The following is a 23,539-nucleotide window of genomic DNA, read 5'->3' as shown; positions in this document are numbered from 1 at the left end:
GTTCCGCCGGATACCGCCCGCCATGCATGCTCCCACGCCGCCCGCATCCTACCGCGACATCTTCACGCCGAAGTTGGTGACGGCGCTCCGGGACGGCTACACGCTCCAGGATCTCAGGGCCGACGCCCTCGCCGGCCTCACGGTCGCGATCGTGGCGTTGCCGCTCGCCATGGCCATCGCCATCGCGTCCGGCACGACGCCAGACCGCGGCCTCATCACCGCGATCGTGGCCGGCTTCCTCATCTCCGCGCTCGGCGGCAGCCGCTACCAGATCGGCGGCCCCACCGCCGCCTTCATCGTGGTGGTCTTCCAGGTGATCGACGAGCACGGGCTCGCCGGCCTCACCCTCGCCACCCTGATGGCCGGCGTCATTCTGGTGGTGCTCGGCCTCATGCGGCTCGGCACCTACATCAAATACATCCCCTACCCGGTGATCACCGGCTTCACCGCCGGCATCGCGGTTTCTATCGCGGCGAGCCAGCTGAAGGAGGCGCTCGGCCTCGACGCCCCCATGCCGGCCGACTTCGCCGAGAAGATCGCCGTCATCGCCGCCCACATCGGCGAGACCCGGCCGGAAACCGTCGCCGTCACCCTGGCGTCGGTCGCTCTCATCCTGGGGCTCCGCAGATGGCGGCCCCACTGGCCGGGCTTCCTGATCGCGGTGGTGACCGGCTCCCTCGCCGTCACCCTCCTCGGCCTCGACGCCGCGACCGTCGGCGAGCGCTTCGGCGCCGTGCCCTCCAGCATCCCGGCGCCGCGCTTGCCTCCTATGGACTGGGCCCTCGTCCAGGCCGTGGTTCCCGACGCGCTCACCATCGCGCTCCTCGCCGGCATCGAGAGCCTCCTCTCCGCCGTGGTGGCGGACGGGATGACCGGGCGGCGGCACCGGTCCAACTGCGAGCTGGTCGCCCAAGGCGTCGCCAACATCGCCTCGGCGCTCTTCGGCGGCATCTCGGCCACCGGCGCCATCGCCCGCACCGCCACGAACATCCGCGCGGGCGCCCGCACGCCCGTCGCCGGCATCCTGCACGCGGTCTTCCTGCTGGCCTTCATGCTGGTCGCCGCGCCGCTCCTCGCCTACGTGCCGCTCGCCGTGCTCGCCGGCATCCTGTTGATCGTCGCCTGGAGCATTTCCGAAGCGCCGCACGTGCGCGACATCCTGCGCTCCGCCTCTTCCGGCGACCGCTTCGTGCTCGTCGGCACCTTCCTCCTCACGGTCTTCACCGACCTCACCGTTGGCATCGCCTTCGGCGTGGTGACGGCGGCCGTACTCTTCGTGCACGAGATGGCGGAAGCCGTGGAGGTGGAAACCCATGAACAGCTGATCGAGGAGGATCGCCCGGACAGCGCGGCCGGGGGTGCGGTCGAGGGCACCAGCCTGCCGGCCGACGTGGTGGTCTACCGGATCCGTGGGCCCTTCTTCTTCGGCGCCGCCCAGCGGGTCACCGCCGTCCTCGACCGCATCGGCGAGACGCCCGGCCGGCTGCTGCTCGACCTCTCCGGCGTGCCCTTCATCGATTCAACAGGCGCCGCGGCCCTGAAGACCTTGGTGCACCGCGCCAAGGCCAGCGGCACGCGCCTCTTTGTGGTCGGGCCGAGCCCGCTCGTGGAGGCGCACCTCGACCGTCTCGGCCTCACGCAGACGGTGCTGCCCCGGCACAAGTCGGCCGCCGCCGCGGTGGCGGCGACGGACAGTGGAGCGGGTTCTTGAACGGTCGGTCGAAAATGCCCTAGCGCCGGATCATTTCCAGCCCCTGCTGGACCGCCGCGACGAGCAGCAGATACACCGTCGTCAGCAGGAGGCCCGCCGCGATGCCGGGCGGCGGCGTGAGCCCGTAGGCGAGCGACACCCCGGCGAACACGAACCAGGCGAGCGTCACGGCCAGGGTCAACGGCCGCCACTTCTCCACCCGCACCGGGTGGATGAAGGCGACCGGCAGGAAGGTCAGCACCGCCAGGGCCAGGGTCACGGCGATCACCACCGTGTCGTCCGGCCGGAACACGAAGAGCACGAAGGCCACCCCGTTCCAGACCACCGGAAAGCCCCGGAAGGCGTTGTTCTTCATCTTCATCCGGGTGTCGGCGTAGTACATGGCCGAGGTGAAGACGATGACGCCCGCAAGCGTCAGCGCCAGCCAGGTGGCGCCCACGAAGCCGCCGAAGGCGATGGCGAAGGCCGGCAGGAACACATAGGTCACATAGTCGACGACCGTATCGAGCGCCGCGCCGGAGAAGGTTGGCAGCCGCCGCTCCACCTCGAAGCGACGGGCAATCGGGCCGTCCACGCCGTCGACGAACAGCGCGATGCCGAGCCAGGCAAAGAACTCCGTCCATTCCAGGCGGAACGCCGCGAAGGCAGCCAGCATGGCGAGCACGACGCCGGACGCCGTGAATGCATGAACCGCGAGGGCTATGAGGGCGTTCTGATGCTTGGACACGATGGTCAGATTGGCCACGGCCGCTCTCCAATGGCGAGGTGTGCGCTTGTCACACCGAGACCGGCCGGTCCGAGGACCAATGGCGACCCCTGTGATGCACGAACGAAACGGATCGCCAACCGAAGCGCCTCCTGTCGGGTTACGGTCCGCTCACGAAACGAAGATCCACCTTAGCCGAGGAAGGACCCAGCCGCCAGGGTCAGTCCCGCCGTAAGAAGGATGCCGCCAATGACATATGTCAGCCACAAGCCGTTTGCGAGCTTTTCGGTTCCCATCAAGGCCCCGAGAAACGCCATGGCGACGAGATTCATCAGCCCGGCGGCAAACATCACGGCCATCAGCGCCCAGCAGCAGCCCAGGCAGGCGATTCCTTCCGCAAGGCCGAGGCGGAACGCCCGCCCGGCCGGAAGGCCCGGTTCGTCGAGCACGACCGGGTGCCGGCAGCGGTAAAGGCAGGCGTGTTTCAGCGGCATGAACTGGTAGAGCCCCGCCGCGATCAGGATGCTGACCGAGAGCGCCGACCCGACCGGCGCCATGTGCGGCGCCAGAGCCCCAGCCGTGGTGAGCGCGGTCTGGACACCCGTCCCGATCACCGCGACGCCAAGCCACACCGCCGTGTAGCCCGCCATCACGGCCGTGGCGATCCGGATGCCGGACCGCGCATAGGTTCGGAACGTGGGCGCCGCGCTCGGCAGCATCATGGCGAACACCATGGCGCCCCACATGACGAAGACGAGCGCGACATCGGCCGTGCCCCAGGCCGACATGCCGGGCATCAGCGGCCCATGCTCGCCCCCTCCGGCGGCCACCGTCGGGGCCGTCGCGGCAAGCCGGTCGAACAGCGGCTGCAACGCCGCCATCCCGAACCCCATGTCGGCCGCCCGCCCGCCGAACGCGACGGCCGCCACCAGATAGAACCACCCGACCGCCGCCAGAACGCCGACCGCCGCCAGCGTCAGCAGCCGCGACCGACGGGCGAACCGAGCGTCATCGGCAAGCCGCGCGGTGGCAACGTCCGTGGCGTGAGGAGTAGAGTGCGGCGAAACATGGGTCATGGCGTATCCGACTTGGCGCATCCGGCACATGGCCACGCCACCACCCGCTTGACAATGCGGACGAACCCGGAAGGGAAGTGGCCCGCGCCGGATGCCGTGTTCGCGGATGGACGCCTCACCTCCCCGCCACCTCCCCGATCGTCATGGTCCGCGCAGCCGGACCACCCACGCATTTTTCGGCGTCATGCCACAGAGGAGGTATGCGTGGATGGTCCGCCAGAAGCGGACCATGACGATGGAGGCGGAGACCCGCCTCCGCCGCATCCCCGTTCTCCGACGCGAACCACACCTCCCCACCCGCCAATCTCACCCCCCACCTTGCCGAACCGCCTCCAGCGCGCCAGAACCTTCTGGTCGGCGCATCGGCCGTCCGCATGGGAGTCCCACCAATGAGCGACGAGGCACTGGACACGGACGTGGTCGTGGTCGGAGCCGGTCCGGCCGGGCTGATCGGCGCCCTGGCGCTGGCCGAAGCGGGCCTTGCGGTCGCCCTCGTCGCCCCGCCCTCCCCGCCGGAGGATCACCGCACCACCGCGCTCCTCTCCGGCTCCGTGGAGGCGATCGAGCGGCTGGGTGCCTGGGCGGCGATCGCCGAGCACGCCGCGCCGCTGAAGTGCATGCGCCTCGTCGACGGCACCCGCCGGCTGGTCCGGGCGCCCGAGATCGCCTTCCACGCCTCCGAACTCGACCTCGACGCCTTCGGCTTCAACGTCCCCAACCGCGTGCTCACCCGCGGCCTGGAGGAGGCCGTGGCGGCGCGCGGAAACGCCATCGTCCGCCTTCCCGAGACGGCCCGCGACGTGGCCCTCGACCACAGCCGGGCGACGATCACCACCGAGAGCGGCCGTGTCGTATCGGCTCGCCTCGCGGTCGCGGCGGACGGGCGCCAGTCCGCCGTGCGCGAGGCGGCCGGCATCGCGGTGAAGACCTGGCGCTATCCGCAGACCGCGCTGGTCACCAACCTGGAGCACACCCAGCCGCACTACGACACCTCGACCGAGTTCCACACCGCCACCGGCCCGTTCACCCTGGTTCCGCTCGGACCGCGCCGCTCGTCCCTCGTCTGCGTGGAGAAGCCCGCCGAGGCGGAGCGTCTCGCCGCTCTCGACGATGCCGCCCTCGGCGCCGAGTTGGAGCGCCGCTCGCACGCCATCCTGGGCCGGATCACCCCCGTCGGTCCGCGCCAGACCTGGCCGATGACGGGCCTCAGGGCCGACAGCCTCGGCCGCAACCGGGCCGTCCTTGTCGGCGAGGCCGGCCACGCCTTCCCGCCGATCGGTGCGCAAGGCCTCAACCTCGGCATCCGCGACGTGCTCGCCCTCGCCGAGATCGTCCGCCGGGCCCGCATGCGCGGCGAGGACATCGGCGGCGACGAGACCGTCGCCCGCTATGCCGACGCCCGCCGGGCCGACGTCGCCAGCCGCACCATGGGCGTCGATCTCCTGAACCGGTCGCTGCTCACCGACCTGCTGCCGGTGCAGGTGGCGCGCACCGTGCTCCTACAGCTCGCGCGCGATATCAGCCCGCTGCGAAAACTGCTGATGCGGGAAGGCCTTCGGCCGCGTCTTTTCCAGAGCGTGTAAAGATCTGCAAAGATCGGGTGAAGCGCTTCGCGTCCCGTCAGAGCGGGATCAGGTCGTGGGTGACCAGGTAGAGCGCCGTGGTCACCGTGAACACCGAGACGGCCGTGCCGATCAGGATGGCCGTCGCCGCCCGCGCCACATAGATGTCGTACTGCTGGGCGGCGACGAAGATGGTGGCCGCCGGCGGCAGGCAGGCCATCAGCACGGCGGTCTTCACCCAGACCGGGTCGAAGTCGCCGATGGAGGTGACCAGCGCCCAGGCGATCAGCGGGTGGAGGATCAGCTTCGCCGCCACCAGCGCCGGGATCTCCCGCGCCCCCCGTCCGACCGGCTGCAGCGCCACCGTGACCCCGAGGGCGAACAGCGCCGCCGGCGCGGCCGAATTCCGCAGGAAGGTCACGATTGCCTGGATCGGCGCCGGCGTCTCCACCTTCAGGAAAGCAGCCGCCGCGCCCACCAGGGTCGCCAGGATGAAGGGGTGGAGGAAGACCCGCCGGATCACCAGGAAAGCGGTCTGCAGCGGGCTCCGCGTCTCGCCGCCGTAGAGCGACATCATCACCGGCACGATGGTGAAGACGAGCGCCACGTCGAAGCAGAAGATCAGCGCCGTCGGCGCCGCCGCCGCGGGTCCGAGGGCGGCGAGCGTAAGCCCGGGGCCCATATAGCCAACGTTCGCATAGGAGCCGACCAGCGCCCGGATGGTGCCGATCTTCGGGTCGCGCTCGCCGAGGAGCGCGCCGATGGCGTAGGCGACCAGGAAGGCCAGAAAGGTGGAGAGCGTCGTCGCCAGGATGAAGCGCCCGCGTGCCAGCTCCTCGATGGGCGTTTGGGAGATGAGGTCGTAGAAAAGCGCCGGCAGCGCCACGTAGATCAGGTAGAAATCGAGCCAGGCAAGGCCCGAGCGGTCGATCCGAGCGATCTTGCCCGACGCGAAGCCGATCAGGATCACCCCGAAGAACGGGAAGGCGAGCGTGACGACCTGGAGCATGGGGTATGCGTGTCCGCGGGTGGCCGGGCGGCGGGTTGGCGATGCGGCGCACCCTGGAGGCGGCGTCGACGGGCTGGCCTTTGCTCGCCTAGACGGTTATCGAGAACCGGTCAATCCGAGATACCGACAGCACTTTTCCCTTCGTTGAGAGCGGACGACCGACGTGCCGACCAAGGCCCCCTCGCCCGATGCCGACCGGCGCGCCGCCAAGCGCGAAGCCATCCGTCGAAATCCCACGCGCCGCCGCTCCGCCCGCGACGAGATCCGCGTTACCGATCGGCTCGAGCTCATCGCCCTGAAGCTCGTCGCCTTCGTGCTCGCCCGCCTCTCGGTCGACCGGGGCTCCGCCCTGATGGGCTGGATCTGGCGGAAAATCGCGCCTTTCAACGGCCGCCACCGGCGCGCAGACCGGCACATTTCCGCCGCTCTGCCGGATCTGACCCCGGTCGAGCGGCGGGCGATTCTCGACCGGATGTGGGACAACCTCGGCCGGGTGGCGGCGGAGAGCTTCCGCCTTGCCGACATCGCCAACGATCCAGACCGGTTCGAGCTGCGGCTCGAGGGCCTGGAGCCGCATCGGGACGCGCTCGCCCGCGGCGCCGTCTTCGCCTCCCTCCACCAGGGCAACTGGGAACTCGCCGGTTGGGGGATCCGGCTGGCGGGCTTCAAGGTGGCGGCGGTCTACAACCCGCTGACCAACCCCTTGGCGGAGGCTTTCCTTTTGGAGCGGCGCCTGCCCCTCTACGACGCCGGCCTCTTCACCCGTGACCGTGTGTCGGCCTTGAAGCTCCGCTCGCTCGCCCGCTCGGGCGTCGCCATCGGCATGCTGGCGGATCTTCACGACTATACAGGCATGAAGGCCCCCTTCTTCGGCATGGAAAGCCAACTCGCCATCTATCCCGCCGTGCTCGCCCGCCGCCTCGGCCTGCCGCTCATCGCCGGGCGCGTGCTGCGCACCGAGGGGGCGCGCTTTCGTGTGGAGGCGGAGGTGATCGAGGGGCCTGTGACCGACGACATCGACAGCGACATCCGGCACAACACCTTGCAACTGCACGCAATTTTCGAGCGCTACATCCGCCAGGATCCGGACCAGTGGATGTGGGCGCACCGCAAGTGGCGGGGGTTGCGCTGACGGCTGGCGGGCTGCGGCGGATCGCCCTCTCGCCCTTGGTCCGATTGTGCGCCGCGACGGCGGTGCGCTACCCCTTCGCCAAAGGTGAGGACGAAGGAGGACAACCCGATGACCGTGAAGACGCCGCGCGCCTACTGGAAGCCGCTCGCCATCGGGGCGCCGGAGCCCCTCCGGGAGATCCCGGTGAAGGTGGAGCGCATGATCCACTTCGTGCCGCCGCACATCGAGAAGGTCCGCGCCAAGGTGCCGGAGATCGCCCGTCAAGTGGATGTGGTGCTCGGAAACCTCGAAGACGCCATTCCGGCCGATGCAAAAGAGGCCGCGCGTGCTGGTTTCGTCGAGATGGTCAAGGCAACGGAGTTCGGCGATACGGGTGTGTGGACCCGGATCAACTGTCTCAACAGTCCCTGGGTGCTGGACGATCTCTTCACGCTCGTCGCTGAAATCGGCGACAAGCTGGACGTGGTCATGCTGCCGAAGGTGGAAGGTCCTTGGGACATCCACTACCTGGACCAGCTCCTGGCCCAGCTGGAAGCCCGCCATCAGGTGAAGAAGCCCATCCTCATCCACGCCATCCTGGAGACAGCCGAGGGCGTGAAGAACGTGGAGGCGATCGCCACCGCGTCGCCGCGCATGCATGGTATGAGCCTCGGTCCGGCAGATCTCGCGGCGTCCCGCGGCATGAAGACCACTCGCGTCGGTGGTGGTCACCCAGATTATGCTGTCCTCGCTGATGCAAACGGCGATACGCCCCGCATCGGTTTTCAGCAGGATCTCTGGCATTATACTGTCGCCAAGATGGTGGATGCTTGCCTTGCGGCCGGGATCAAGCCGTTCTACGGGCCGTTCGGCGACTTTGCCGACCTTGCCGCCTGCGAAGCGCAGTTCCGCAACGCCTTCCTCATGGGCTGCGTCGGCGCATGGTCGCTGCACCCGACCCAGATCGACATCGCCAAGCGGGTTTTCTCGCCTGATTCCAAGGAGGTAGCCTTCGCCAAGCGGATCCTCGACGCGATGCCGGACGGCACCGGCGCGGTGATGATCGACGGCAAGATGCAGGACGACGCCACCTGGAAGCAGGCCAAGGTGATCTGGGACCTCGCCTGCCAGGTCGCCGCCCGCGACCCGGATAAGGCCCGCGAATACGGCATCTGCGGCTGATATCCCCGTTACAGCCGGCCATTTTGTTGCGCGTTTGTAGCGCTTGTAGGGCCGGCTGTAGCGTCGTTTTCGCGGCTTGTAGCGCGCTCAGGCGGTGAGGTAGCGCTTCAAGATAGAGGCGCCGACGGTGTATTTCGGATCCACCATGTTTCCGAGCCGCACCCGGCCGGCCTGGGTCAGCAGCATGTAGGCGTCCAACTCGTCGAAGCCGTAGTCGCTCGCCATCCAGCGGGTGAGTTCCCGGTAGGCGATGCGGCAGGCGTCTTCGAGCGGACGGCCGGAGCCGATCGTCATCATGACGGTCTCGTTTTCGAGACGCGGCCAAGCGAGGGTCCAGCCCTTGATCAGATCCACCTGCACGGTGGTCGTGGTCGGGTGCTCGATGGCGACGCCGCAGAGCTCGCCGTCGCCCTGGGCGGCATGGCAGTCGCCGAGATAGAGGAGCGCGCCCGGGGCGTTCACCGGGAAGTACACGATGGCGCCCGGCGCCACGTCCGGCAGGTCCATGTTGCCCCCATAATAGTCCGGCTGGAGCGAGGTGATGGCCTCGATCTCCGGCGAGGTGCCGAGAGTGCCGATGAAGGGCTCGTAGGGCAGCGTGATGCGGTCGCTCCACTTAACCCCGGTCACCGGGTCCACCTCCACCTTGCGCACCCGCTCGGGCAGCGGCGGGTTCAGCATGGCGGTGTTGGCGGTGGAGACGAGACCGCCGAACTCCGGGATGAGGCAGGTGGTGCCGACCGGCTGCGGCCCGCGCGGGCGAATCTCTAGGATGCGGACGGCAAGCGCGTCGCCCTTCTCCGCGCCCTCCACGTGGATCGGCCCGTTCTGCGGGTTGAGGTAGGGGAAGTTAAGGATCTCCGACGGCTTGTCGCTCTCCGACTTGATCTTGCCCTCGAAGGCGTCGTGGGTCTCCACGGTGATCACCGCGCCGGGCTTCACCATCAGCTTCGGCGCCGCATAGGGGCCGTAGACATAGTGGTAGGTGCCCTGCTCCGCCTCGGTGATGGTGTGGCGGTCGCGCTGTTCGCCCCCGGCCACCCCGCGCCGCGCCATGATCGATGTGTCGAGCCAAGTCATTCCGTCGCTCCTTGCCAGCGTGGCGAACCCTTACGCACTATTCCTGGGACGCGGCTTGCCAAGCAAGTCGGAATTGCTAGGCTCCAGCCGCATCGCCGACGCCTCCGCGCCGGCCGGAACCGGCGCGTCAGCGCCACCGATGCCCGCCATCGTCACTTCAAGCAACGGGAGTAAACCCATGGATCTGGGTCTGAAAGGCTTGTCCGCCCTCGTCACCGGCGGCACCAAGGGCATCGGTCGCGCCATCGCGGAGACGCTGGCGCGCGAAGGCGCCAACGTGGCCATCTGCGCCCGCAACGCCGAGGAGGTGGCCGCCACCGTGGAGGCGCTGAAGGGATTCGGCGTCGAGGCGACCGGCGCCGCCGTGGACGTCGCCGACGGACCGGCGCTTGCCGCCTGGACGGCGTCGGTGATCGAGACCTTCGGCGGCCTCGACATCGTGGTGGCGAACGTGAGCGCGCTCGCGATCGGCCAGGACGAGGCGTCCTGGATCGCCGAATTCAACACCGACATGATGGGCACGGTGCGCCTGGTCAACGCCGCCATGCCGGCGCTGGAGGCCAGCAAGGCGCCGGCCATCGTGACCATCTCGTCCGTGTCAGGCCGCGAGATCGACTTCGCCGCCGGCCCCTATGGCACCTTCAAGGCGGCAATCATCCATTACACCCAGGGGCTTGCCTACCAGCTCGCCGGCAAGGGCATCCGCGCCAACTCGGTCTCGCCGGGCAACACCTACTTCCCGGGCGGCGTCTGGGAGAAGATCGAGCACGGCAACCCGGAGCTCTTCAAGACCGCCCTTGCCCTCAACCCGACCGGCCGCATGGGCACCCCGCAGGAGATGGCCAACGCCGCCGTCTTCCTGGCGAGCCCGGCCGCGAGCTTCATCACCGGCGCCAATCTGGTGGTCGACGGCGCGCTGACGCGCGGCGTTCAGTTCTGAAGGCGCCAGATCTGAGCGCGCTAACTCGGAACGCGCCAGATCCGAACGCGAAAAGGGAGCGCGCGGACCCGCCGCGCGCTCCCGAATTTCGAACCCCGTCGCTGGTGCTCAGGCGGCCGCCACCTCCGCCAGGAAGGAGTCGATCTTCCGCTTGAGGCCGTCCGTTCGTTCGGTGACCGAGGCGGCGACGCGGTTGACGTCCGTGATGGCGTCGTGGGTGCCGTGCATGCCGCCGAGCATGGTGTCCATGTCGGCCGCCACCCGCCGGGTGCCGTCCGCCGCCATGTTGGTGTTCTGGCTGATGACGCTCGTGGAGGCCGCCTGCTGCTCCACCGCCGCGGAGATCGCCCCGGAGGTCGACTGCACGGTGTCCATGCTGTCGGAGATCCGGTTGATGGCGTTCACCGCCCGATCGGTGGTGTTCTGGATCTCGGCCACGTGGTTGGCGATGCTCGTGGTGGCCTTGGCGGTCTGGCTGGCGAGTTCCTTCACCTCGGCAGCCACCACGGCGAAGCCGCGGCCATGGTCGCCCGCCCGGGCCGCCTCGATGGTGGCGTTGAGGGCGAGGAGGTTGGTCTGCTCGGCCACTTCGCGGATCATCGAAATCACTTCGCCGATCTGCTGAGCGGCGTTCGACAGGCCGGCCACCTCTTCCTTGGCCGACCGCGTGAGGGTGGCGACGGTGCGCACCGTGTCGGACGACATGGAGATCTGCCGCGCCACATCCGTGACGGTCTGGGCGAGTTCGCTCGCCGACACGGAGAGCTGCTCCACGTTCTCGGAGACCTGCCGCGAGGTGTCGGTGGCCGACTCCGCCTTGCGGGAGCCGTCCTCCATCAGCCCGGCGACCTTGTTGGCCGCGGCGGTGAGCCGCCCCACATCCGCCATCACCTCGGCGAGAAGGCGATCGGTGGTGCCCTGGAAGTCGTCCACCAGGCTGGACACGAGGGCATGGCGCTCCCGGTCCCGGTTGCTGCGCGCCTCCTCGGCGGCCTGGAGTTCCAGGCGGCGCACCTCGTTCTGCCGGAACTGCTCGACGCTGCGGGCCATCTGGCCGATTTCGTCGGAGCGGTCAAGCCCGGAGACGGTGCTGTCGAGACGGCCGGCGTCGATGTCCACCATGGCGCGCTGCACGTCGAAGATCGGCCGGGTGATGCGGCGGGCCAGGAGGAAAGCCAGCATCAGACCGAAGATCGGGATGAGGACGGCGGCCGTCGTCAGGCCGGTGCGGAGCATCCAGCCGGTCTCCTCGGCCCGCGCGGTGGCGGCCTCGAAGTCCGCGAGCGCATGGCCGCGCGCGCCTTCGCCGATCTGGTCGAGCGCCTGGTAGGCAAGGTCCAGACGGCCGGCCGCTTCCCGCGAGGCCAGTTCCGCGGCGTCCAGCTTGGGCAGGTTCTCCGTCAGGACGGCGGACAACTCGGCCATCTTGGCGGCCATCTTGCCGACGCGCGGCGAAGCGCCGGGCAGTTTGGCCATGGCACCGGCCGCTTCGTTGAGGCGCGACACCTCCTGGAGAACCCGGTCCCGGTCAAGGGCCTGGAAGGTGACCGTGTAGCGCGAAGCCGCGATGGTGAGCCGGCCCGCCGCTTCGGTCAGCGAGAAGGCCGCGGTGATCATCTCGACGTCGCCGCTGCGCGCGGCAATGCCGGAGAGCGCGCTTACCGGATTGCTGACCTGGACGGCGGAGTCGACGAGACCGGTCATGGATGCCGAGAGCGCCGCGATGGCCCGCGCCGTCTCCATGTAGGTCGCGCGGATGTCCGCCATGGCGGTGCTGATTTCGCCGTTCGCCGGGAGCGACTGGCTGAAGGTCTCCAGCGACGCCAGATCGGCCTCGGCGCGTTCGGCGTCGCGGGCGATGCGGGACTGGACATAGACGAAGGCCGACCGCCGGGCATCCGCGGCGGTCGCCATCAGTTCGGCGGTCTGCTGAACCGTCGCGAAAGCCTCGTTCCGCTCGAGATCGGCGACGCGAGCCCGATTGGCCGCGAGCGTCGCGACGATCGCCAGCACGGAGGACAGGATGGCGATGGTGGAGAAGTTCCAGATAATCCGACCGGATAGGGACCGACTGAACACGGCATGCTCCAAGTGGCAGAGGGGGCGGGTGGCTCAATCGACGGGGCGAACCCTCCGGTGCCCTTTGCTGGCGGGGCGCTCTTCCTGGAGATTGTCGCCGGCGGTCGTCGACCGATCCGATCTGCGGTGGACCGGTTGATCCGGTCGGCCAGATGAGCCGGCGCGAAGACGAGTCTTCGCGCCGGCAGGGGGGCTTAGGACACCAGCTTCTTGATTTCGGCCAGCACGTCGGCGCCGACGATCTCGGCGCAGGCCGCGTGGACCGCTTCGGAGGCCTTCATGAAGGACGCCACGTCAACGTCGTCGACGATCGTCCAGCCGTTGTCCTTGAGGAGGCCGAGGCCGTTGGCGTCCGCCTGGTTGGACTCCTCGTGGGAGGCCTTCATGCCGGCGATCGCCGCCTCGCGGATCATGGCGAGTTCGGCTTCCGACAGCTCGGACGCGACATCTTCGGACATGCCGAACAGCGCCGGCGAGTAGGTGTGGCCAGTTAGCGACACATGGGTCTGCACGCCTTCCAGCTTGGCGGCGATGATGTTGGAGATCGGGTTCTCCTGGGCGTCCACCTCGCCGGACTTCAGCTTGGGAACGAGTTCCGCGAAGGGCAGCGGCACCGGGCTCGCGCCGAGCGCCTTGAAGGTGGCGACCGACACGGGCGACTCCGGCACACGGATCTTCAGGCCGGCGAGGTCGGCCGGCGTGCGGACGGGCATGCGCGAGGTGACGTGGCGCAGGCCATTCTCGCACCAGCCGAGACCCATGATGCCGGTGCCGGCGAGAGACTGGACGCCGAACTCGCCGAGCTTGCCGGCGAAGGCCGCGCGGGCGGCGTCGCGGCTCGGGAAGAGGAAGGGCGTCACCAGGCCCTTGGTGGTGTTCGGCACGTCGGACAGCACGTCCAGCGCCAGGCTGAACATGTCGATGGAGCTGTCCTTGACGCCAGCGACGAGTTCGCCGGCCTTGCCGATGGCCGAGCCGTGGAAGACCTCGACCACGAGAGACCCGCCCGACTTCTCGGCGAGCGCCTTGGCGAACGCATTGCCCGCCACGCCGATGGCGCTGTTCTCGGCGGAAACGGAACCGAGCCGAAAGCTTCGAACCCCGGCGCGGGCAACGTGCGGCATGGAAAGGGCAGCGGCACCAGCCGCGGACGCGATCAGAAACTGACGACGAGAGAACATCGGTGTCTCCTTTTCTTCCGATGCCCCATGTATAAATACGGACTGCTAAGATGCAGTAAATACGCAGATTAAAGCATTTTATGAGGATGTCATTTGTCCGACGTAGGAGAGCTCTGTTGGCGAGATCGTCAGGGGCGAGTCCGTTAAGGCCTTGAAATGTCAAAGCGCTCGCACGCCGTATAAGCGACATTTAATGCGAATAAATTGTGTAAAGTGTCAGTTTTGGGCCCTTGATATGTTTCGCGCACGTGTCGACGACGCGATCTGAACTGCTAAGTGGTGGAGACGACCTGCACGCCCTGGATGAATGTTTGGTTTTTCTGCCTGTTTCGGTTGATCGTCGACGGATGGGCTGCCTTGATCCGATTCCACCGCGCCTGCCGCCGGCGCGGCGCCGATCGGCCGGCCACCCCCCTGCAACCGGATGAGGGCGGTCGAGGCCGGGCGGACGGGGTGGCTCCACAGGCCGTGGAACGCTTCGGCGAGGAAGCGTTTCACGGCGATGCATGGGCAAGGATCGGGGCGGTGATTCGTCGGCGGGCGCCATGGGCGGGGTCGCCGACGCCTCGCCGGTCAGGGTGACCTGTCGGCGGTCAGGCGGCGGCCACCGCGGTCAGGAAGCCGTCGATCTGGTCCTTCAGGGCGCCGGTCTTCTCGGTGACGGAAAGCGCCACGTCGTTGACGTCGTCGAGGGCGCGGCGCGTGCCGACGGCCCCGTCGAGCACCACGCGGACATTGTCCGCCACCGTGCCGACGGCGCCGGCCGCCGCGGCGGTGCTGCGGCTGATCTCCGAGGTCGAAGCCGCCTGCTGCTCCACCGCCGCCGAGATCGAATTGGAGTAGCGCTCCACCTCGCCCAGGCTGTGGGTGATCCGCGTCATCGCGTTCATGGCGCGGTCGGCGGACTGCTGGATGGCGCCGACATGCTCGGCGATGCCTTGCGTCGCCTTCGCCGTCTGACCGGCGAGGCTCTTCACCTCGCCCGCCACCACGGCGAAACCCTTGCCGTGCTCGCCGGCCCGGGCCGCCTCGATGGTGGCGTTGAGCGCCAGGAGGTTGGTCTGCTCGGCGATCGCCTGGATCAGCGTCACCACCTCGCCGATGCGGCCGGCGGCGGTGGCAAGGCCCGCCATCTCGTCGGACGCCTCGCCGGTCACCCGGGCGACGCCGTCCACGGCGGTGGACGAGCGCTGGAGCTGCTGGCTGATGTCGTGGACGGACGCGGACAGCTCTTCGGCGGCGGACGACAGGAACTGCACGTCCGAACTGATCCGCGCCGATTCGCTTGCCGCCGCGCCGGCCTTGACGGCGCCGTCCTCGGCGATGGAGAGGACGCGGTCGGCGATGCCGTTCAGCCGCGTGGTCTCGCCGGACATGGCCTCAAGGAGCATGACCGCCTCCGTCTGGAAGCCGTCGATCAGCCGGCCCACGGTCTCGTGCCGGCGGCGATCACGCTCGGCGTCCGCCTCCGCCTTCGACTGGAGGTCGAGGCGGCGGAGTTCGTTCTGGCGGAAGGTCTCGACGGTCTTCGCCATCCGGCCGATCTCGTCGCGGCGCTCCAGTCCGAACACGCCGCTGTGGAGATCGCCGTCGGCGACCTGCTGCATCGAGCGATCGAGCGCAAAGATCGGCCGGGTGATGGCGCGCTCCAGGAGGAGCGCGAGGCCAAGGCTGGCGACAGGCACGCCGAGGGCGGCCCCCGTCAAGCCGAGGTCGAGCCGGTTCATGGTGACGTCCATCGACTCGTTGGCCGCGGAAAGGTCGGCATCGGCGGTGGCGACGATTTCGGCGCCCGCCGCTTCCACCCTGTCGAGCGCGGCGTTCAACGCGGCGATGCTCGACTTTGTCTCTTCGTAAGTGCCGTCGAAGACTTGGAGTTGGGCGACGACTTCGTCCCCGCTCGCGGTGATGAGCTTGGCGGTCTTCAAGGCGCGCGGCGTCAGGCCCGGAAGGGCCTCGACCTGTTTCACGGTCTGGCGGATGCGCTCGACGGACTGCTGGACCTTGTCGTTCTCAAGCTGTGCGTGATCGTCCATGTAGCGGCCGACGGCGGTCGAGATATGACCGGTCGATTCGTTGATGGCGATGGCGAGGCCGGCGAAATCGGGATTTCCGGACCGGACCGCGATCCCGGAGAGGGCTCCGACGGGATTGGCCATGCGCAGGGCGATGTCGTTCAGGAGCGTCTTGCCGGCTTCGTGCGCCGCGATGGCTGCTGCGGCGGCATCGAAAGCCTGTCGAGCGGCCGCTACCGATTCCGAGAGCACCGGCGCTCGGTCGAGCCGGGCGGCGACGGATTCCAGACGCGTCATATCGCCAACCGCGACGGTTCGGGCGTTTTCCGTACCGAGGGCCGCGAAGGCGACGGCGGAGCGGCGGATGGAGGCAACCTCCACGCTGAGCGCGCCGGTGAGGTGCTGGCGTTCGGCCGCCTGCTCGACGACGGCATCGGCGGCCTGGAGTTCTCTCGACGCAAACCACCCTGCGCCGGCGAGAACGGTGGTCAACCCGGCGAGAACGGCAAATCCGGCGATGATGCGGACCTTCAATGAACTGTTCAGCACGGTCAGAGCCTTCCCGAGGTATGCAGGATGTCGTGGTAAGGGCGCGCCTCCGCGTGGAGGCGCGCCCGGCGTCCGCGGATCAACCGATCAGCTGATCAGGCCCTTGATGCCCGCCAGGGTATCGGCGCCGACCACTTCGGAGACGGCGGCGAAGACGTCGTCGATCTTGGCGGCGAAAGACGCGTGGTCGACGTCATCGACCACGGTCCACCCGTTGGCGACCATGGCGGCGAGGCCCTTGGAATCGAAGTTGACGTTCTCGTCGCGGGAGACCTGGACGGCGATCTTGCCGGCCTTGTGCAGCGCGTCGCGCTCCACGTCGGTCAGCTCGGCGGCGATCTCGGCCGAAAAGCCGAGGGCCGCGGACGAATAGGTGTGCGCGGTCAGCGAGATGTGGGTCTGAAGGCCCTCCAGCTTGGCCGACACGACGTTGCCGATCGGGTTCTCCTGGGCTTCGACGAGGCCGTCCTTCAGCTTGGGAACCAACTCCACGAAGGGCACGACCGTCGGCACCGCCCCGAGGGCGGAGAAGGCGGCCATCGACACCGGCGCTTCCGGAACGCGGAGCTTGAGGCCGACGAGGTCGGCCGGCGTGCGGATCGGTTTCTTCGCGGTCATGTGGCGGGTGCCGTTCTCACCCCAACCCAGCACCTCGATGCCGACGCCGGCGAGGATCTCGCTGGACGCCTTGCCGAGCGCGCCGTCGTAGGCCGCATGGGCGAAGGTCCGATCCTGGAACAGGAAGGGGGTGGCGAGGGCGAGGATCGGCTTCGGCAGGGCCGGCACCGTGTCGACCGAGAGGAAGTACATGTCCAGCGTGCCGTCGAGCACCGCCTGGTAGAGTTCGGGCGCCTTGCCGAGCGCCGACGAATAGAACACTTCGACGCCGAGCGAGCCGCCGGTCAGCTCGCTGACGGCAGCGGCGAAGCGCGGCAGCGCAAGGCCCATGGTGCTGTTTTCGGCGGACGTGGTGCAGATGCGAAGCGTGCGCGTGGCGGCGCGGGCGACAAAGGGAGCCGAAAGCAGGCCGAGGCCGGCGACGGCGGACGTGGCGAGGAATTGACGGCGGTTCATGGGGACTGTTCCTTTCAGCGAAGACGCCCTCGCGTCTGCCGAAAGAACACACCCTTTCCCCCTTCAAATCGGTAAATCTTTCATCTAAATACGCATAATATGCATACCAACATCGCTTATGGAGCAATGTTTGCTTCTGTCCGCAAGGTCCAGCGCCACCGTCGAATACATCACCCGCCGGTCACCGCGTCGACCGGATCACCTGCACGTCGAGGTCGCGGATTTTCTTCCTCAGCGTGTTGCGGTTCACGCCCAGAAGCTCCGCGGCCTTGATCTGGTTGCCGCGCGTGGCGGCAAGCGCCGCCCCGATCAGCGGATATTCCACCTCCTTCAGGATGCGGTGGTAGAGGCCCGGCGGCGGCAGGTTGTCGCCATAGCCGGTGAAATACTTGGTGAGGAAGCGTTCCACCGCGTTGGAAAGGTTGTCGTCCGGCGGCGGCTCGTCCTCGGCCGGCGTCATCGACGGCGTCGCCAGCTCCTGCTCGATCAGGTTCACCGTGATGGTGTCCTGCGGATAGAGCGCGGCGAGGCGGCGGACGAGGTTTTCCAGCTCGCGGATGTTGCCGGGCCAGCGGTAGCGCTTCAGGCGCTCGATGGCGGCCGTCTCGATCTGCTTGGACGGCAGGCCCTCCTTCTCGGCAAGGGCGAAGAAGTGGCGGACGAGGTCCGGCACGTCCTCGGTGCGTTCGCGGAGCGGCGGCAGGCGGATCGGCACCACGTTGAGGCGGAAGAACAGGTCCTCGCGGAAGAGGCCCTGGTTGATGAGCTGGCGAAGGTCCTTGTTGGTGGCCGCGACGATGCGCACGTCCGTCTTGATGGCGGTGCGGCCGCCGACGGTGGTGTATTCGCCCTGCTGCAGCACGCGCAGAAGCCGGGTCTGCGCGTCCATCGGCATGTCGCCGATCTCGTCGAGGAAGAGCGTGCCGCCCTCCGCCTGTTCGAACCGGCCGGCGGAGCGGGACTGGGCGCCGGTGAAGGCCCCCTTCTCGTGGCCGAACAGCTCGCTCTCGATCAGGTCGCGCGGGATGGCCGCCATGTTGATGGCGACGAAGGGCCCTGCCCGCCGCTTGCCGTAGTCGTGGAGCGCGCGGGCGACCAGCTCCTTGCCGGTGCCGCTCTCGCCGGAGATCATGACCGTCAGGTCGGTCTGCATCAGGCGGGCGAGGACGCGGTAGATTTCCTGCATGGCGGGCGAGCGGCCGACCAGCGGGATGGCGTCGCCCGGATCGTCGCCGGCATCGAGCCGCTGCTTGTTCTTCGGCTCCGACAGCGCGCGGCCGACGATGGAGATGAGCTCCTTCAGGTCGAACGGCTTCGGCAGGTATTCGTAGGCGCCCTTCTCGGACGCCCGGATGGCGGTCATGAAGGTGTTCTGCGCGCTCATGACGATGACCGGCAGCTCCGGCCGCACCTTCTTGATGCGCGGCAGGAGATCGAACGCATTCTCGTCGGGCATGATCACGTCGGTGATGACGAGATCGCCATCCCCTTGCGCGACCCACCGCCAGAGCGTGGCGGCGTTGGACGTCAGACGGACTTCGTAGCCCGCCCGCGACAGTGCCTGATTGAGCACCGTGCGGATCGCGCTGTCATCGTCGGCGACAAGGATGCTGCCGGTCGGCATGAAGGCTTCCTCGAAAGTGAGAGCTTAGTCGGCCGTCTTTTCGGTGAAGGCCGGGAGCAGGATGCGAAAGGCGGTGCGGCGCGGCTGGCCGTCGCACTCGATGACGCCGCCGTGGTCGCCGATGATCTTGGCGACGAGGGCGAGGCCGAGGCCGGTGCCGTTGGTCTTGGTGGTCACGAACGGGTCGAACATGTGCGCCTGGATTTCCTCCGGCACGCCCGGCCCGTTGTCCCGGACGGTGAATTCCAAGGGCAGCGTGACCCGCTCGCGGGTGCCCGGCACGGACAGGCGCACGCCCGGGCGGAAGGCGGTGGAGAGCACGATCTCGCCGTCCGGCGTGTCCACCAGCGCCTCGGCGGCGTTCTTGACGAGGTTGAGGAAGACCTGGATCAGCTGGTCGCGGTTGGCCCACACCGGCGGCAGCGACGGGTCGTATTCCTCCAGGACGCGGATGTCGCGCGCGAAGCCGGACTGGGCCAGCCGCTTCACGTGCTCCAGCACCGCGTGGATGTTCACCGGCTCGCGCTCGATCGGCCGCTCGTCCGAGAAGACCTCCATGCGGTCCACCAGCTTGACGATCCGGTCCGCCTCGTCGGTGATGAGCCGGGTGAGCGCCCGGTCGTTGTCGTCCACGGACTGCTCCAGGAGCTGGGCGGCGCCGCGGATGCCGGAGAGCGGGTTCTTGATCTCGTGCGCCAGCATGGCGGCAAGGCCGGTGACCGACCGGGCGGCGCCGCGGTGGGTGAGCTGGCGGTCCATCTTGTCGGCCATGGTGCGCTCCTGGAGCATCACCACCGTGTCCTGCGCGCCCTCGTTGGCCGGGGCGGCGTAGATGTCGACGATCCGCTCGCCGCCGATGCGCGGGGTGCCGATGTCGACCCGGTACTCGTTGACGCTGGAGCCGCGGTCGCGGACCTGGTCGATCAGCGTCAGCAGCGGGCTGCCGAAGGGCACGAAATGCTTGAGCGGATGGCGCGACAGCACCGCCGCGCTCGCCTGGAAGAAGCTCTGCGCCGCGTCGTTCGCGGAGCGGATGTGGCCGCGCTGGTCGACGAGGATGACCGGGTGGGGCAAGGCGTTGAGAATGGCGGCCTCCGAGCCGAATTGAAGAAGGGACGCATCCGGTTTGGAGGCGAGCACGGGCGAACGATCCTTGTCGCTCATGCGGCTCTCCTCTCGGGGCGTGCGGCGTCCGCCTCCCGTGGCGCGGGCACCGCGTCGGCGAACCAGCGGGCCAGATCGGCGCGCACCGCGGCGGGGTCCAGGCTGGCGAACACGCGCGCCTTCAGCGTCGCCGCGCCCGCTTCAAGGTTCGGCGCCACGTCCATGGCCCAGCCGATGTGCTTGCGGGCGATCCGGACGCCGAGCTCCACCCCGTAGAGGGCGATCAGGGCTTCGTAGTGCTCCGCCACGATCGCGCCGATCTCGGCGGGCGACGGGTCGGCCATCTCGCCGCCGTCGGCGAGCGCCGCGGCGATTCGCCCCGGCGCCCAGGGCCGGCCGTAGGCGCCGCGGCCGACCATCACGGCGTCGGCGCCGGAGAGGGCAAGCGCCTGCCGCGCGTCGGCGGCCGAGGCGATGTCACCGTTGACCACCACAGGAATGGAGACCGCGTCGCGCACGGCCCGGACCTTCGCCCAGTCGGCGGCGCCCTTGTAGAACTGGCAGCGGGTGCGGCCGTGCACCGTGACCATGCGGACGCCGAGCGCCTCGGCCCTGGCGGCGAGGTCGGCCGCGTTCAGCGAGCGGTCGTCCCAGCCGAGCCGCATCTTCAGCGTCACCGGCCGGTCGGTGGCCTCCACCACGGCGGCGATCAGCCGGCTGGCGTGGTCGAGGTCGCGCATCAGGGCGGAACCGGAATAGCCGGTCGTCACCCGCTTGGCCGGGCAGCCCATGTTGATATCGATGATGTCCGCCCCGGCGGCGGCGGCGCGGATCGCGCCCTCGCGCATCCAGTGGGCCTCGCGGCCGGCGAGCTGCACCACGTGGGTGACAATGCCCTCGCCTTCGGCGCGCATCACCGTCTCCGGATCGCCGCCCGCGAGCGTCTCGCAGGCGACCATCTCGGACACCACGAGCCCGGCGCCGAAGCGCTGGGCGAGGCGGCGGAAGGCGACGTCGCTGACGCCCGACATGGGGGCGAGGAAAACGCGATTCGGCACGGGAATCCCGCCGATCCGGAGGGTTTCGGCGTGCGAAAGCCCGGCTTTCGGCGTAAGTTCGACGGACTGTCCCGACGCACTGCTCATACTGTGGGCACCCCTGGTGGCTGCTTACATTTTACGCATTGGAAGCGGCGGCACAAGCGCCGTGACGGGGCTTCTTGCATCAACCTCTCAGCATCGCTAATGCGGGGTCCGATATGCCCTGGGCGTTCCGCGTGGTGGCCCCTGTCGCGCCCGCTCGCCTGGCAAAAACGCCCCGCACGGGGACGAGGACGATGCCTGATCGGAAATCCTTCGCACCCGCAGCATCGATGGTCAATGTGGCGGTGCTGCTGGTGGCCGCCGGCCGGGGTCTGCGGGCCGGCGGGACGGCGGGCGGCCTGCCGAAGCAGTACCGGCCGCTCGGCGGCGAACCGGTGCTCTCGCGCACCCTTCGGGCTTTCCTCGCCGATCCGCGCGTCGGCCGGATCACCACAATAATCCATCCGGACGACGCGGACCTTGCCGGCGCCTGCCTGGCGCCGTTCGGGCACGATCCGCGGGTGGCCGCGCCGGTTGCCGGCGGCGCGACCCGGCAGAGGAGCGTGCGACTCGGCCTGGAGGCGCTCGCCGAGGCGTCGCCGGACGCGGTGCTGATCCACGACGCGGTGCGGCCGTTCGTGGGCGCCGCCACCATCGACGCCTGCATCCGGGCGCTGGAGGTGCGCGCCTGCGTGCTCGCGGGCGTGCCGGTGGTCGACACGGTGAAGCGCACCGACGGCGACGGGGTGGTGGCCGAGACGATCCCGCGCGAGGGGCTCTGGCGGGCCGCGACGCCGCAGGCCTTCCGCTTCGACACGATCATGGACGCGCATCGCCGGGCGGCCGCCGCCGGCATCGACCATCTGACCGACGACGGCGCCGTCGCCGAATGGGCGGGCCATCCGGTGCACATGGTGGCCTGCGAGGAAGGGAACCTCAAGTTGACCACGTCCGACGACTTCAGCGCCGCGGAACAGCGGCTGACGGCCGAGACCTTCCTGCGCCTGCCGGACGTGCGGGTGGGGGTCGGCTACGACATCCACAGCTTCGAGCCGGGCGACGCGGTGGTGCTCGGCGGCGTGCGCATCCCGCACAGCCATAAACTGAACGGCCATTCCGACAGCGACGCGGCCCTCCACGCCATCACGGACGCCATCCTGGGCGCCATCGGCGACGGGGACATCGGCCAGCACTTCTCGCCGGCCGACGATCGCTGGAAGGGCGCGCCGTCGTCCATCTTCCTGGCCGACGCGGTCGCCCGCGTGACGGCGCGCGGCGGCATCGTGGCCCATGTGGACGTGACGATCGTCGCCGAGGCGCCAAAGGTCGGGCCGCACCGGGAGGCCATGCGGGTGGCCATCGCGGCGGCGTGCGGGCTGCCGGTGGACCGGGTGGGCGTGAAGGCCACCACCAACGAAAAGATCGGCGCCGTCGGCCGGCGCGAGGGGCTGGCGGCCATCGCGACCGCGACGATCCGCCTGCCGGTGGCGCCGTGACGGACCTCTCGCCCCTTGTGCCCCGGGCGGCCGCCCTCGTCGCCGCCGCCCGCGCGGCCGGCGTGCGGATCGCCACGGCGGAGTCCTGCACCGGCGGGCTGATCGCGGCGTTGCTGACGGAGGTGCCGGGGTCGAGCGACGTGGTGGACCGGGGGTTCGTGACCTACTCCAACGGGGCGAAGACCGACCTCGTCGGCGTGCCGGCGGACCTGATCGCGGCGCATGGCGCCGTCAGCGAGCCGGTGGCGCGGGCGATGGCCGAAGGCGCCCTCGCCCGCTCGGACGCGCACGTCGCGGTGTCGGTGACGGGCATCGCGGGCCCGGGCGGCGGGTCGGCGGAAAAGCCGGTCGGCCTGGTGCACTTCGCGCTGGCCGCCACCGGCCGGCCGACGCGGCACGTGGAACGCCGCTTCGGCGACCTCGGCCGCGCGGGCGTGCGGCTGGCGACGGTGGAGACGGCGATGCGGCTGCTGGAAGAGAGCCTGAGGGACTGACGGGCTCCCCATACCTGCCACCCGCAACCGTCATCCCGGCGAAAGCCGGGATCCAGCCGACGGTGGAAGGTGTTCGGCGGAGCGGATGTCGGCGCGGTCGGTTGGGCCCCGGCTTTCGCCGGGGTGACGTCGAGGGCGGCTTCCGGCTGAACCGGACAATGACGATCGGGGAGGATGGGGTGTAGGGGCTCACCGTCCCGGATACCCGCGATCGCCATCCCCAGCCACCATCCGTGACCGTCATCCCGGCGAAAGCCGGGATCCAGCCGACGTTGGGGGGTGTTCGGCGGCGAGGGTGATGACGCGGTCGGTTGGGCCCCGGCTTTCGCCGGGGTGACGACCCGGGGACATCGAGGCGGACTGCTTTGGTGACGCCGTGCGCTCCAGGGCGTGGTGGCAGCGCGTGCGCTCAGGCCCTCAGCCGGACCGCCCCCCGTGCCCCCGCCCTCAGCCGTAGACCGTGT

At 69.1% G+C, this 23,539-nt stretch carries 19 protein-coding genes and 1 pseudogene; 8 read left to right on the top strand and 12 right to left on the bottom strand.

What is annotated here, in order from left to right; genetic code table 11:
- Nucleotides 1-22: 22 nt before the first annotated feature.
- The gene (locus BUQ68_RS10360; RefSeq protein WP_075215895.1) at nt 23-1,711 is read left to right on the top strand and encodes a SulP family inorganic anion transporter; all 1,689 of its coding nucleotides are present in this window, start codon (nt 23-25) and stop codon (nt 1,709-1,711) included.
- A 19-nt stretch (nt 1,712-1,730) separates the two neighbouring features.
- On the opposite strand, the gene BUQ68_RS10355 is transcribed toward BUQ68_RS10360, so the two are convergent.
- Together BUQ68_RS10355 and BUQ68_RS10350 are read right to left on the bottom strand one after the other, a co-directional pair.
- Nucleotides 1,731-2,456, bottom strand: a complete 726-nt coding sequence (locus BUQ68_RS10355; protein WP_210215619.1) for a CDP-alcohol phosphatidyltransferase family protein — start codon at nt 2,454-2,456, stop codon at nt 1,731-1,733.
- A gap of 152 nt (nt 2,457-2,608) precedes the next feature.
- A complete protein-coding gene (locus tag BUQ68_RS10350) occupies nt 2,609-3,493 on the bottom strand; it encodes a DUF2182 domain-containing protein (protein ID WP_083656466.1) in 885 nt (294 codons plus the stop codon).
- Nucleotides 3,494-3,882: 389 nt separating this feature from the next.
- On the opposite strand from BUQ68_RS10350, the gene BUQ68_RS10345 reads away from it, so the two are divergent.
- The gene (locus tag BUQ68_RS10345; RefSeq protein WP_075215894.1) at nt 3,883-5,076 is read left to right on the top strand and encodes a UbiH/UbiF family hydroxylase; all 1,194 of its coding nucleotides are present in this window, start codon (nt 3,883-3,885) and stop codon (nt 5,074-5,076) included.
- Nucleotides 5,077-5,113: 37 nt separating this feature from the next.
- Here the strand turns inward: BUQ68_RS10345 and BUQ68_RS10340 are convergent, their stop codons facing one another.
- Entirely contained in the window at nt 5,114-6,064 is a 951-nt protein-coding gene (locus BUQ68_RS10340; RefSeq protein WP_075215893.1) for an AEC family transporter, read from the bottom strand.
- A 163-nt stretch (nt 6,065-6,227) separates the two neighbouring features.
- Between BUQ68_RS10340 and BUQ68_RS10335 the strand changes: the two genes are divergently transcribed.
- The gene (locus BUQ68_RS10335) at nt 6,228-7,196 is read left to right on the top strand and encodes a lysophospholipid acyltransferase family protein (RefSeq protein WP_083656465.1); all 969 of its coding nucleotides are present in this window, start codon (nt 6,228-6,230) and stop codon (nt 7,194-7,196) included.
- 108 nt (nt 7,197-7,304) lie between these two features.
- Entirely contained in the window at nt 7,305-8,357 is a 1,053-nt protein-coding gene (locus BUQ68_RS10330; RefSeq protein ID WP_425349517.1) for an HpcH/HpaI aldolase/citrate lyase family protein, read from the top strand.
- A gap of 87 nt (nt 8,358-8,444) precedes the next feature.
- Here BUQ68_RS10330 and BUQ68_RS10325 read toward each other — a convergent pair whose 3' ends face one another.
- Complete coding sequence (locus BUQ68_RS10325) at nt 8,445-9,437, bottom strand: acetamidase/formamidase family protein (protein WP_075215892.1); 993 nt, start codon at nt 9,435-9,437, stop codon at nt 8,445-8,447.
- A 178-nt stretch (nt 9,438-9,615) separates the two neighbouring features.
- Here BUQ68_RS10325 and BUQ68_RS10320 point away from each other — a divergent pair, with 178 nt between their 5' ends.
- Nucleotides 9,616-10,377: an SDR family NAD(P)-dependent oxidoreductase gene (locus BUQ68_RS10320; protein ID WP_075215891.1), complete on the top strand. Its 762-nt coding sequence runs from the start codon at nt 9,616-9,618 to the stop codon at nt 10,375-10,377.
- Nucleotides 10,378-10,485: 108 nt separating this feature from the next.
- On the opposite strand, the gene BUQ68_RS10315 is transcribed toward BUQ68_RS10320, so the two are convergent.
- From BUQ68_RS10315 to BUQ68_RS24540, 4 genes and pseudogenes are all read right to left on the bottom strand, one after another.
- Entirely contained in the window at nt 10,486-12,456 is a 1,971-nt protein-coding gene (locus BUQ68_RS10315) for a methyl-accepting chemotaxis protein (RefSeq protein ID WP_139315200.1), read from the bottom strand.
- Between the two features lie 194 nt (nt 12,457-12,650).
- Complete coding sequence (locus tag BUQ68_RS10310) at nt 12,651-13,637, bottom strand: TRAP transporter substrate-binding protein (RefSeq protein WP_075215889.1); 987 nt, start codon at nt 13,635-13,637, stop codon at nt 12,651-12,653.
- Between the two features lie 593 nt (nt 13,638-14,230).
- Nucleotides 14,231-15,013, bottom strand: a complete 783-nt coding sequence (locus BUQ68_RS24545; protein ID WP_425349522.1) for a methyl-accepting chemotaxis protein — start codon at nt 15,011-15,013, stop codon at nt 14,231-14,233.
- 138 nt (nt 15,014-15,151) lie between these two features.
- A pseudogene (locus tag BUQ68_RS24540) lies at nt 15,152-15,364 on the bottom strand (HAMP domain-containing protein); the annotation flags it as partial.
- Nucleotides 15,365-15,514: 150 nt separating this feature from the next.
- Between BUQ68_RS24540 and BUQ68_RS23675 the strand changes: the two are divergent.
- Complete coding sequence (locus BUQ68_RS23675) at nt 15,515-16,189, top strand: hypothetical protein (protein WP_175577779.1); 675 nt, start codon at nt 15,515-15,517, stop codon at nt 16,187-16,189.
- Between the two features lie 99 nt (nt 16,190-16,288).
- Here BUQ68_RS23675 and BUQ68_RS10300 read toward each other — a convergent pair whose 3' ends face one another.
- From BUQ68_RS10300 to dusB, 4 genes are all read right to left on the bottom strand, one after another.
- Nucleotides 16,289-17,275: a TRAP transporter substrate-binding protein gene (locus BUQ68_RS10300; protein ID WP_075215887.1), complete on the bottom strand. Its 987-nt coding sequence runs from the start codon at nt 17,273-17,275 to the stop codon at nt 16,289-16,291.
- A 181-nt stretch (nt 17,276-17,456) separates the two neighbouring features.
- Nucleotides 17,457-18,899, bottom strand: a complete 1,443-nt coding sequence (gene ntrC, locus BUQ68_RS10295; RefSeq protein ID WP_075215886.1) for a nitrogen regulation protein NR(I) — start codon at nt 18,897-18,899, stop codon at nt 17,457-17,459.
- Nucleotides 18,900-18,923: 24 nt separating this feature from the next.
- Nucleotides 18,924-20,063, bottom strand: coding sequence for a two-component system sensor histidine kinase NtrB (locus BUQ68_RS10290; protein ID WP_083656464.1), 1,140 nt, complete (start codon nt 20,061-20,063; stop codon nt 18,924-18,926).
- The gene (gene dusB, locus BUQ68_RS10285; protein WP_083656463.1) at nt 20,060-21,148 is read right to left on the bottom strand and encodes a tRNA dihydrouridine synthase DusB; all 1,089 of its coding nucleotides are present in this window, start codon (nt 21,146-21,148) and stop codon (nt 20,060-20,062) included. The genes BUQ68_RS10290 and dusB overlap by 4 nt, the downstream gene beginning before the upstream one ends.
- 191 nt (nt 21,149-21,339) lie before the next feature.
- Here dusB and BUQ68_RS10280 point away from each other — a divergent pair, with 191 nt between their 5' ends.
- Entirely contained in the window at nt 21,340-22,581 is a 1,242-nt protein-coding gene (locus BUQ68_RS10280) for a bifunctional 2-C-methyl-D-erythritol 4-phosphate cytidylyltransferase/2-C-methyl-D-erythritol 2,4-cyclodiphosphate synthase (RefSeq protein WP_245293214.1), read from the top strand.
- The gene (locus BUQ68_RS10275; protein ID WP_075215884.1) at nt 22,578-23,075 is read left to right on the top strand and encodes a CinA family protein; all 498 of its coding nucleotides are present in this window, start codon (nt 22,578-22,580) and stop codon (nt 23,073-23,075) included. Before BUQ68_RS10280 ends, BUQ68_RS10275 begins: the two co-directional genes overlap by 4 nt.
- The last annotated feature ends 464 nt before the right edge of the window (nt 23,076-23,539 follow it).

Source organism: Mongoliimonas terrestris (assembly GCF_001927285.1).
Taxonomy (GTDB): Bacteria; Pseudomonadota; Alphaproteobacteria; order Rhizobiales; family Pleomorphomonadaceae; genus Chthonobacter; species Chthonobacter terrestris.
Note: the sequence above shows the minus strand (reverse complement) of the source record. Positions and strands in the feature narration are given on the sequence as shown.

Excerpts from the sequence above, each read along its gene's own strand:
- BUQ68_RS10320 (WP_075215891.1), top strand. The coding sequence starts at position 9,616 with ATGGATCTGGGTCTGAAAGGCTTGTCCGCCCTCGTCACCGGCGGCACC.
- dusB (WP_083656463.1), bottom strand. The coding sequence starts at position 21,148 with ATGAGCAGTGCGTCGGGACAGTCCGTCGAACTTACGCCGAAAGCCGGG.
- BUQ68_RS24545 (WP_425349522.1), bottom strand. The coding sequence starts at position 15,013 with ATGTCCGGCGAGACCACGCGGCTGAACGGCATCGCCGACCGCGTCCTC.
- BUQ68_RS10325 (WP_075215892.1), bottom strand. The coding sequence starts at position 9,437 with ATGACTTGGCTCGACACATCGATCATGGCGCGGCGCGGGGTGGCCGGG.
- BUQ68_RS10300 (WP_075215887.1), bottom strand. The coding sequence starts at position 17,275 with ATGAACCGCCGTCAATTCCTCGCCACGTCCGCCGTCGCCGGCCTCGGC.
- ntrC (WP_075215886.1), bottom strand. The coding sequence starts at position 18,899 with ATGCCGACCGGCAGCATCCTTGTCGCCGACGATGACAGCGCGATCCGC.
- BUQ68_RS10340 (WP_075215893.1), bottom strand. The coding sequence starts at position 6,064 with ATGCTCCAGGTCGTCACGCTCGCCTTCCCGTTCTTCGGGGTGATCCTG.
- BUQ68_RS10350 (WP_083656466.1), bottom strand. The coding sequence starts at position 3,493 with ATGACCCATGTTTCGCCGCACTCTACTCCTCACGCCACGGACGTTGCC.
- BUQ68_RS10280 (WP_245293214.1), top strand. The coding sequence starts at position 21,340 with ATGCCTGATCGGAAATCCTTCGCACCCGCAGCATCGATGGTCAATGTG.
- BUQ68_RS10345 (WP_075215894.1), top strand. The coding sequence starts at position 3,883 with ATGAGCGACGAGGCACTGGACACGGACGTGGTCGTGGTCGGAGCCGGT.
- BUQ68_RS10310 (WP_075215889.1), bottom strand. The coding sequence starts at position 13,637 with ATGTTCTCTCGTCGTCAGTTTCTGATCGCGTCCGCGGCTGGTGCCGCT.
- BUQ68_RS10290 (WP_083656464.1), bottom strand. The coding sequence starts at position 20,063 with ATGAGCGACAAGGATCGTTCGCCCGTGCTCGCCTCCAAACCGGATGCG.
- BUQ68_RS10330 (WP_425349517.1), top strand. The coding sequence starts at position 7,305 with ATGACCGTGAAGACGCCGCGCGCCTACTGGAAGCCGCTCGCCATCGGG.
- BUQ68_RS10360 (WP_075215895.1), top strand. The coding sequence starts at position 23 with ATGCATGCTCCCACGCCGCCCGCATCCTACCGCGACATCTTCACGCCG.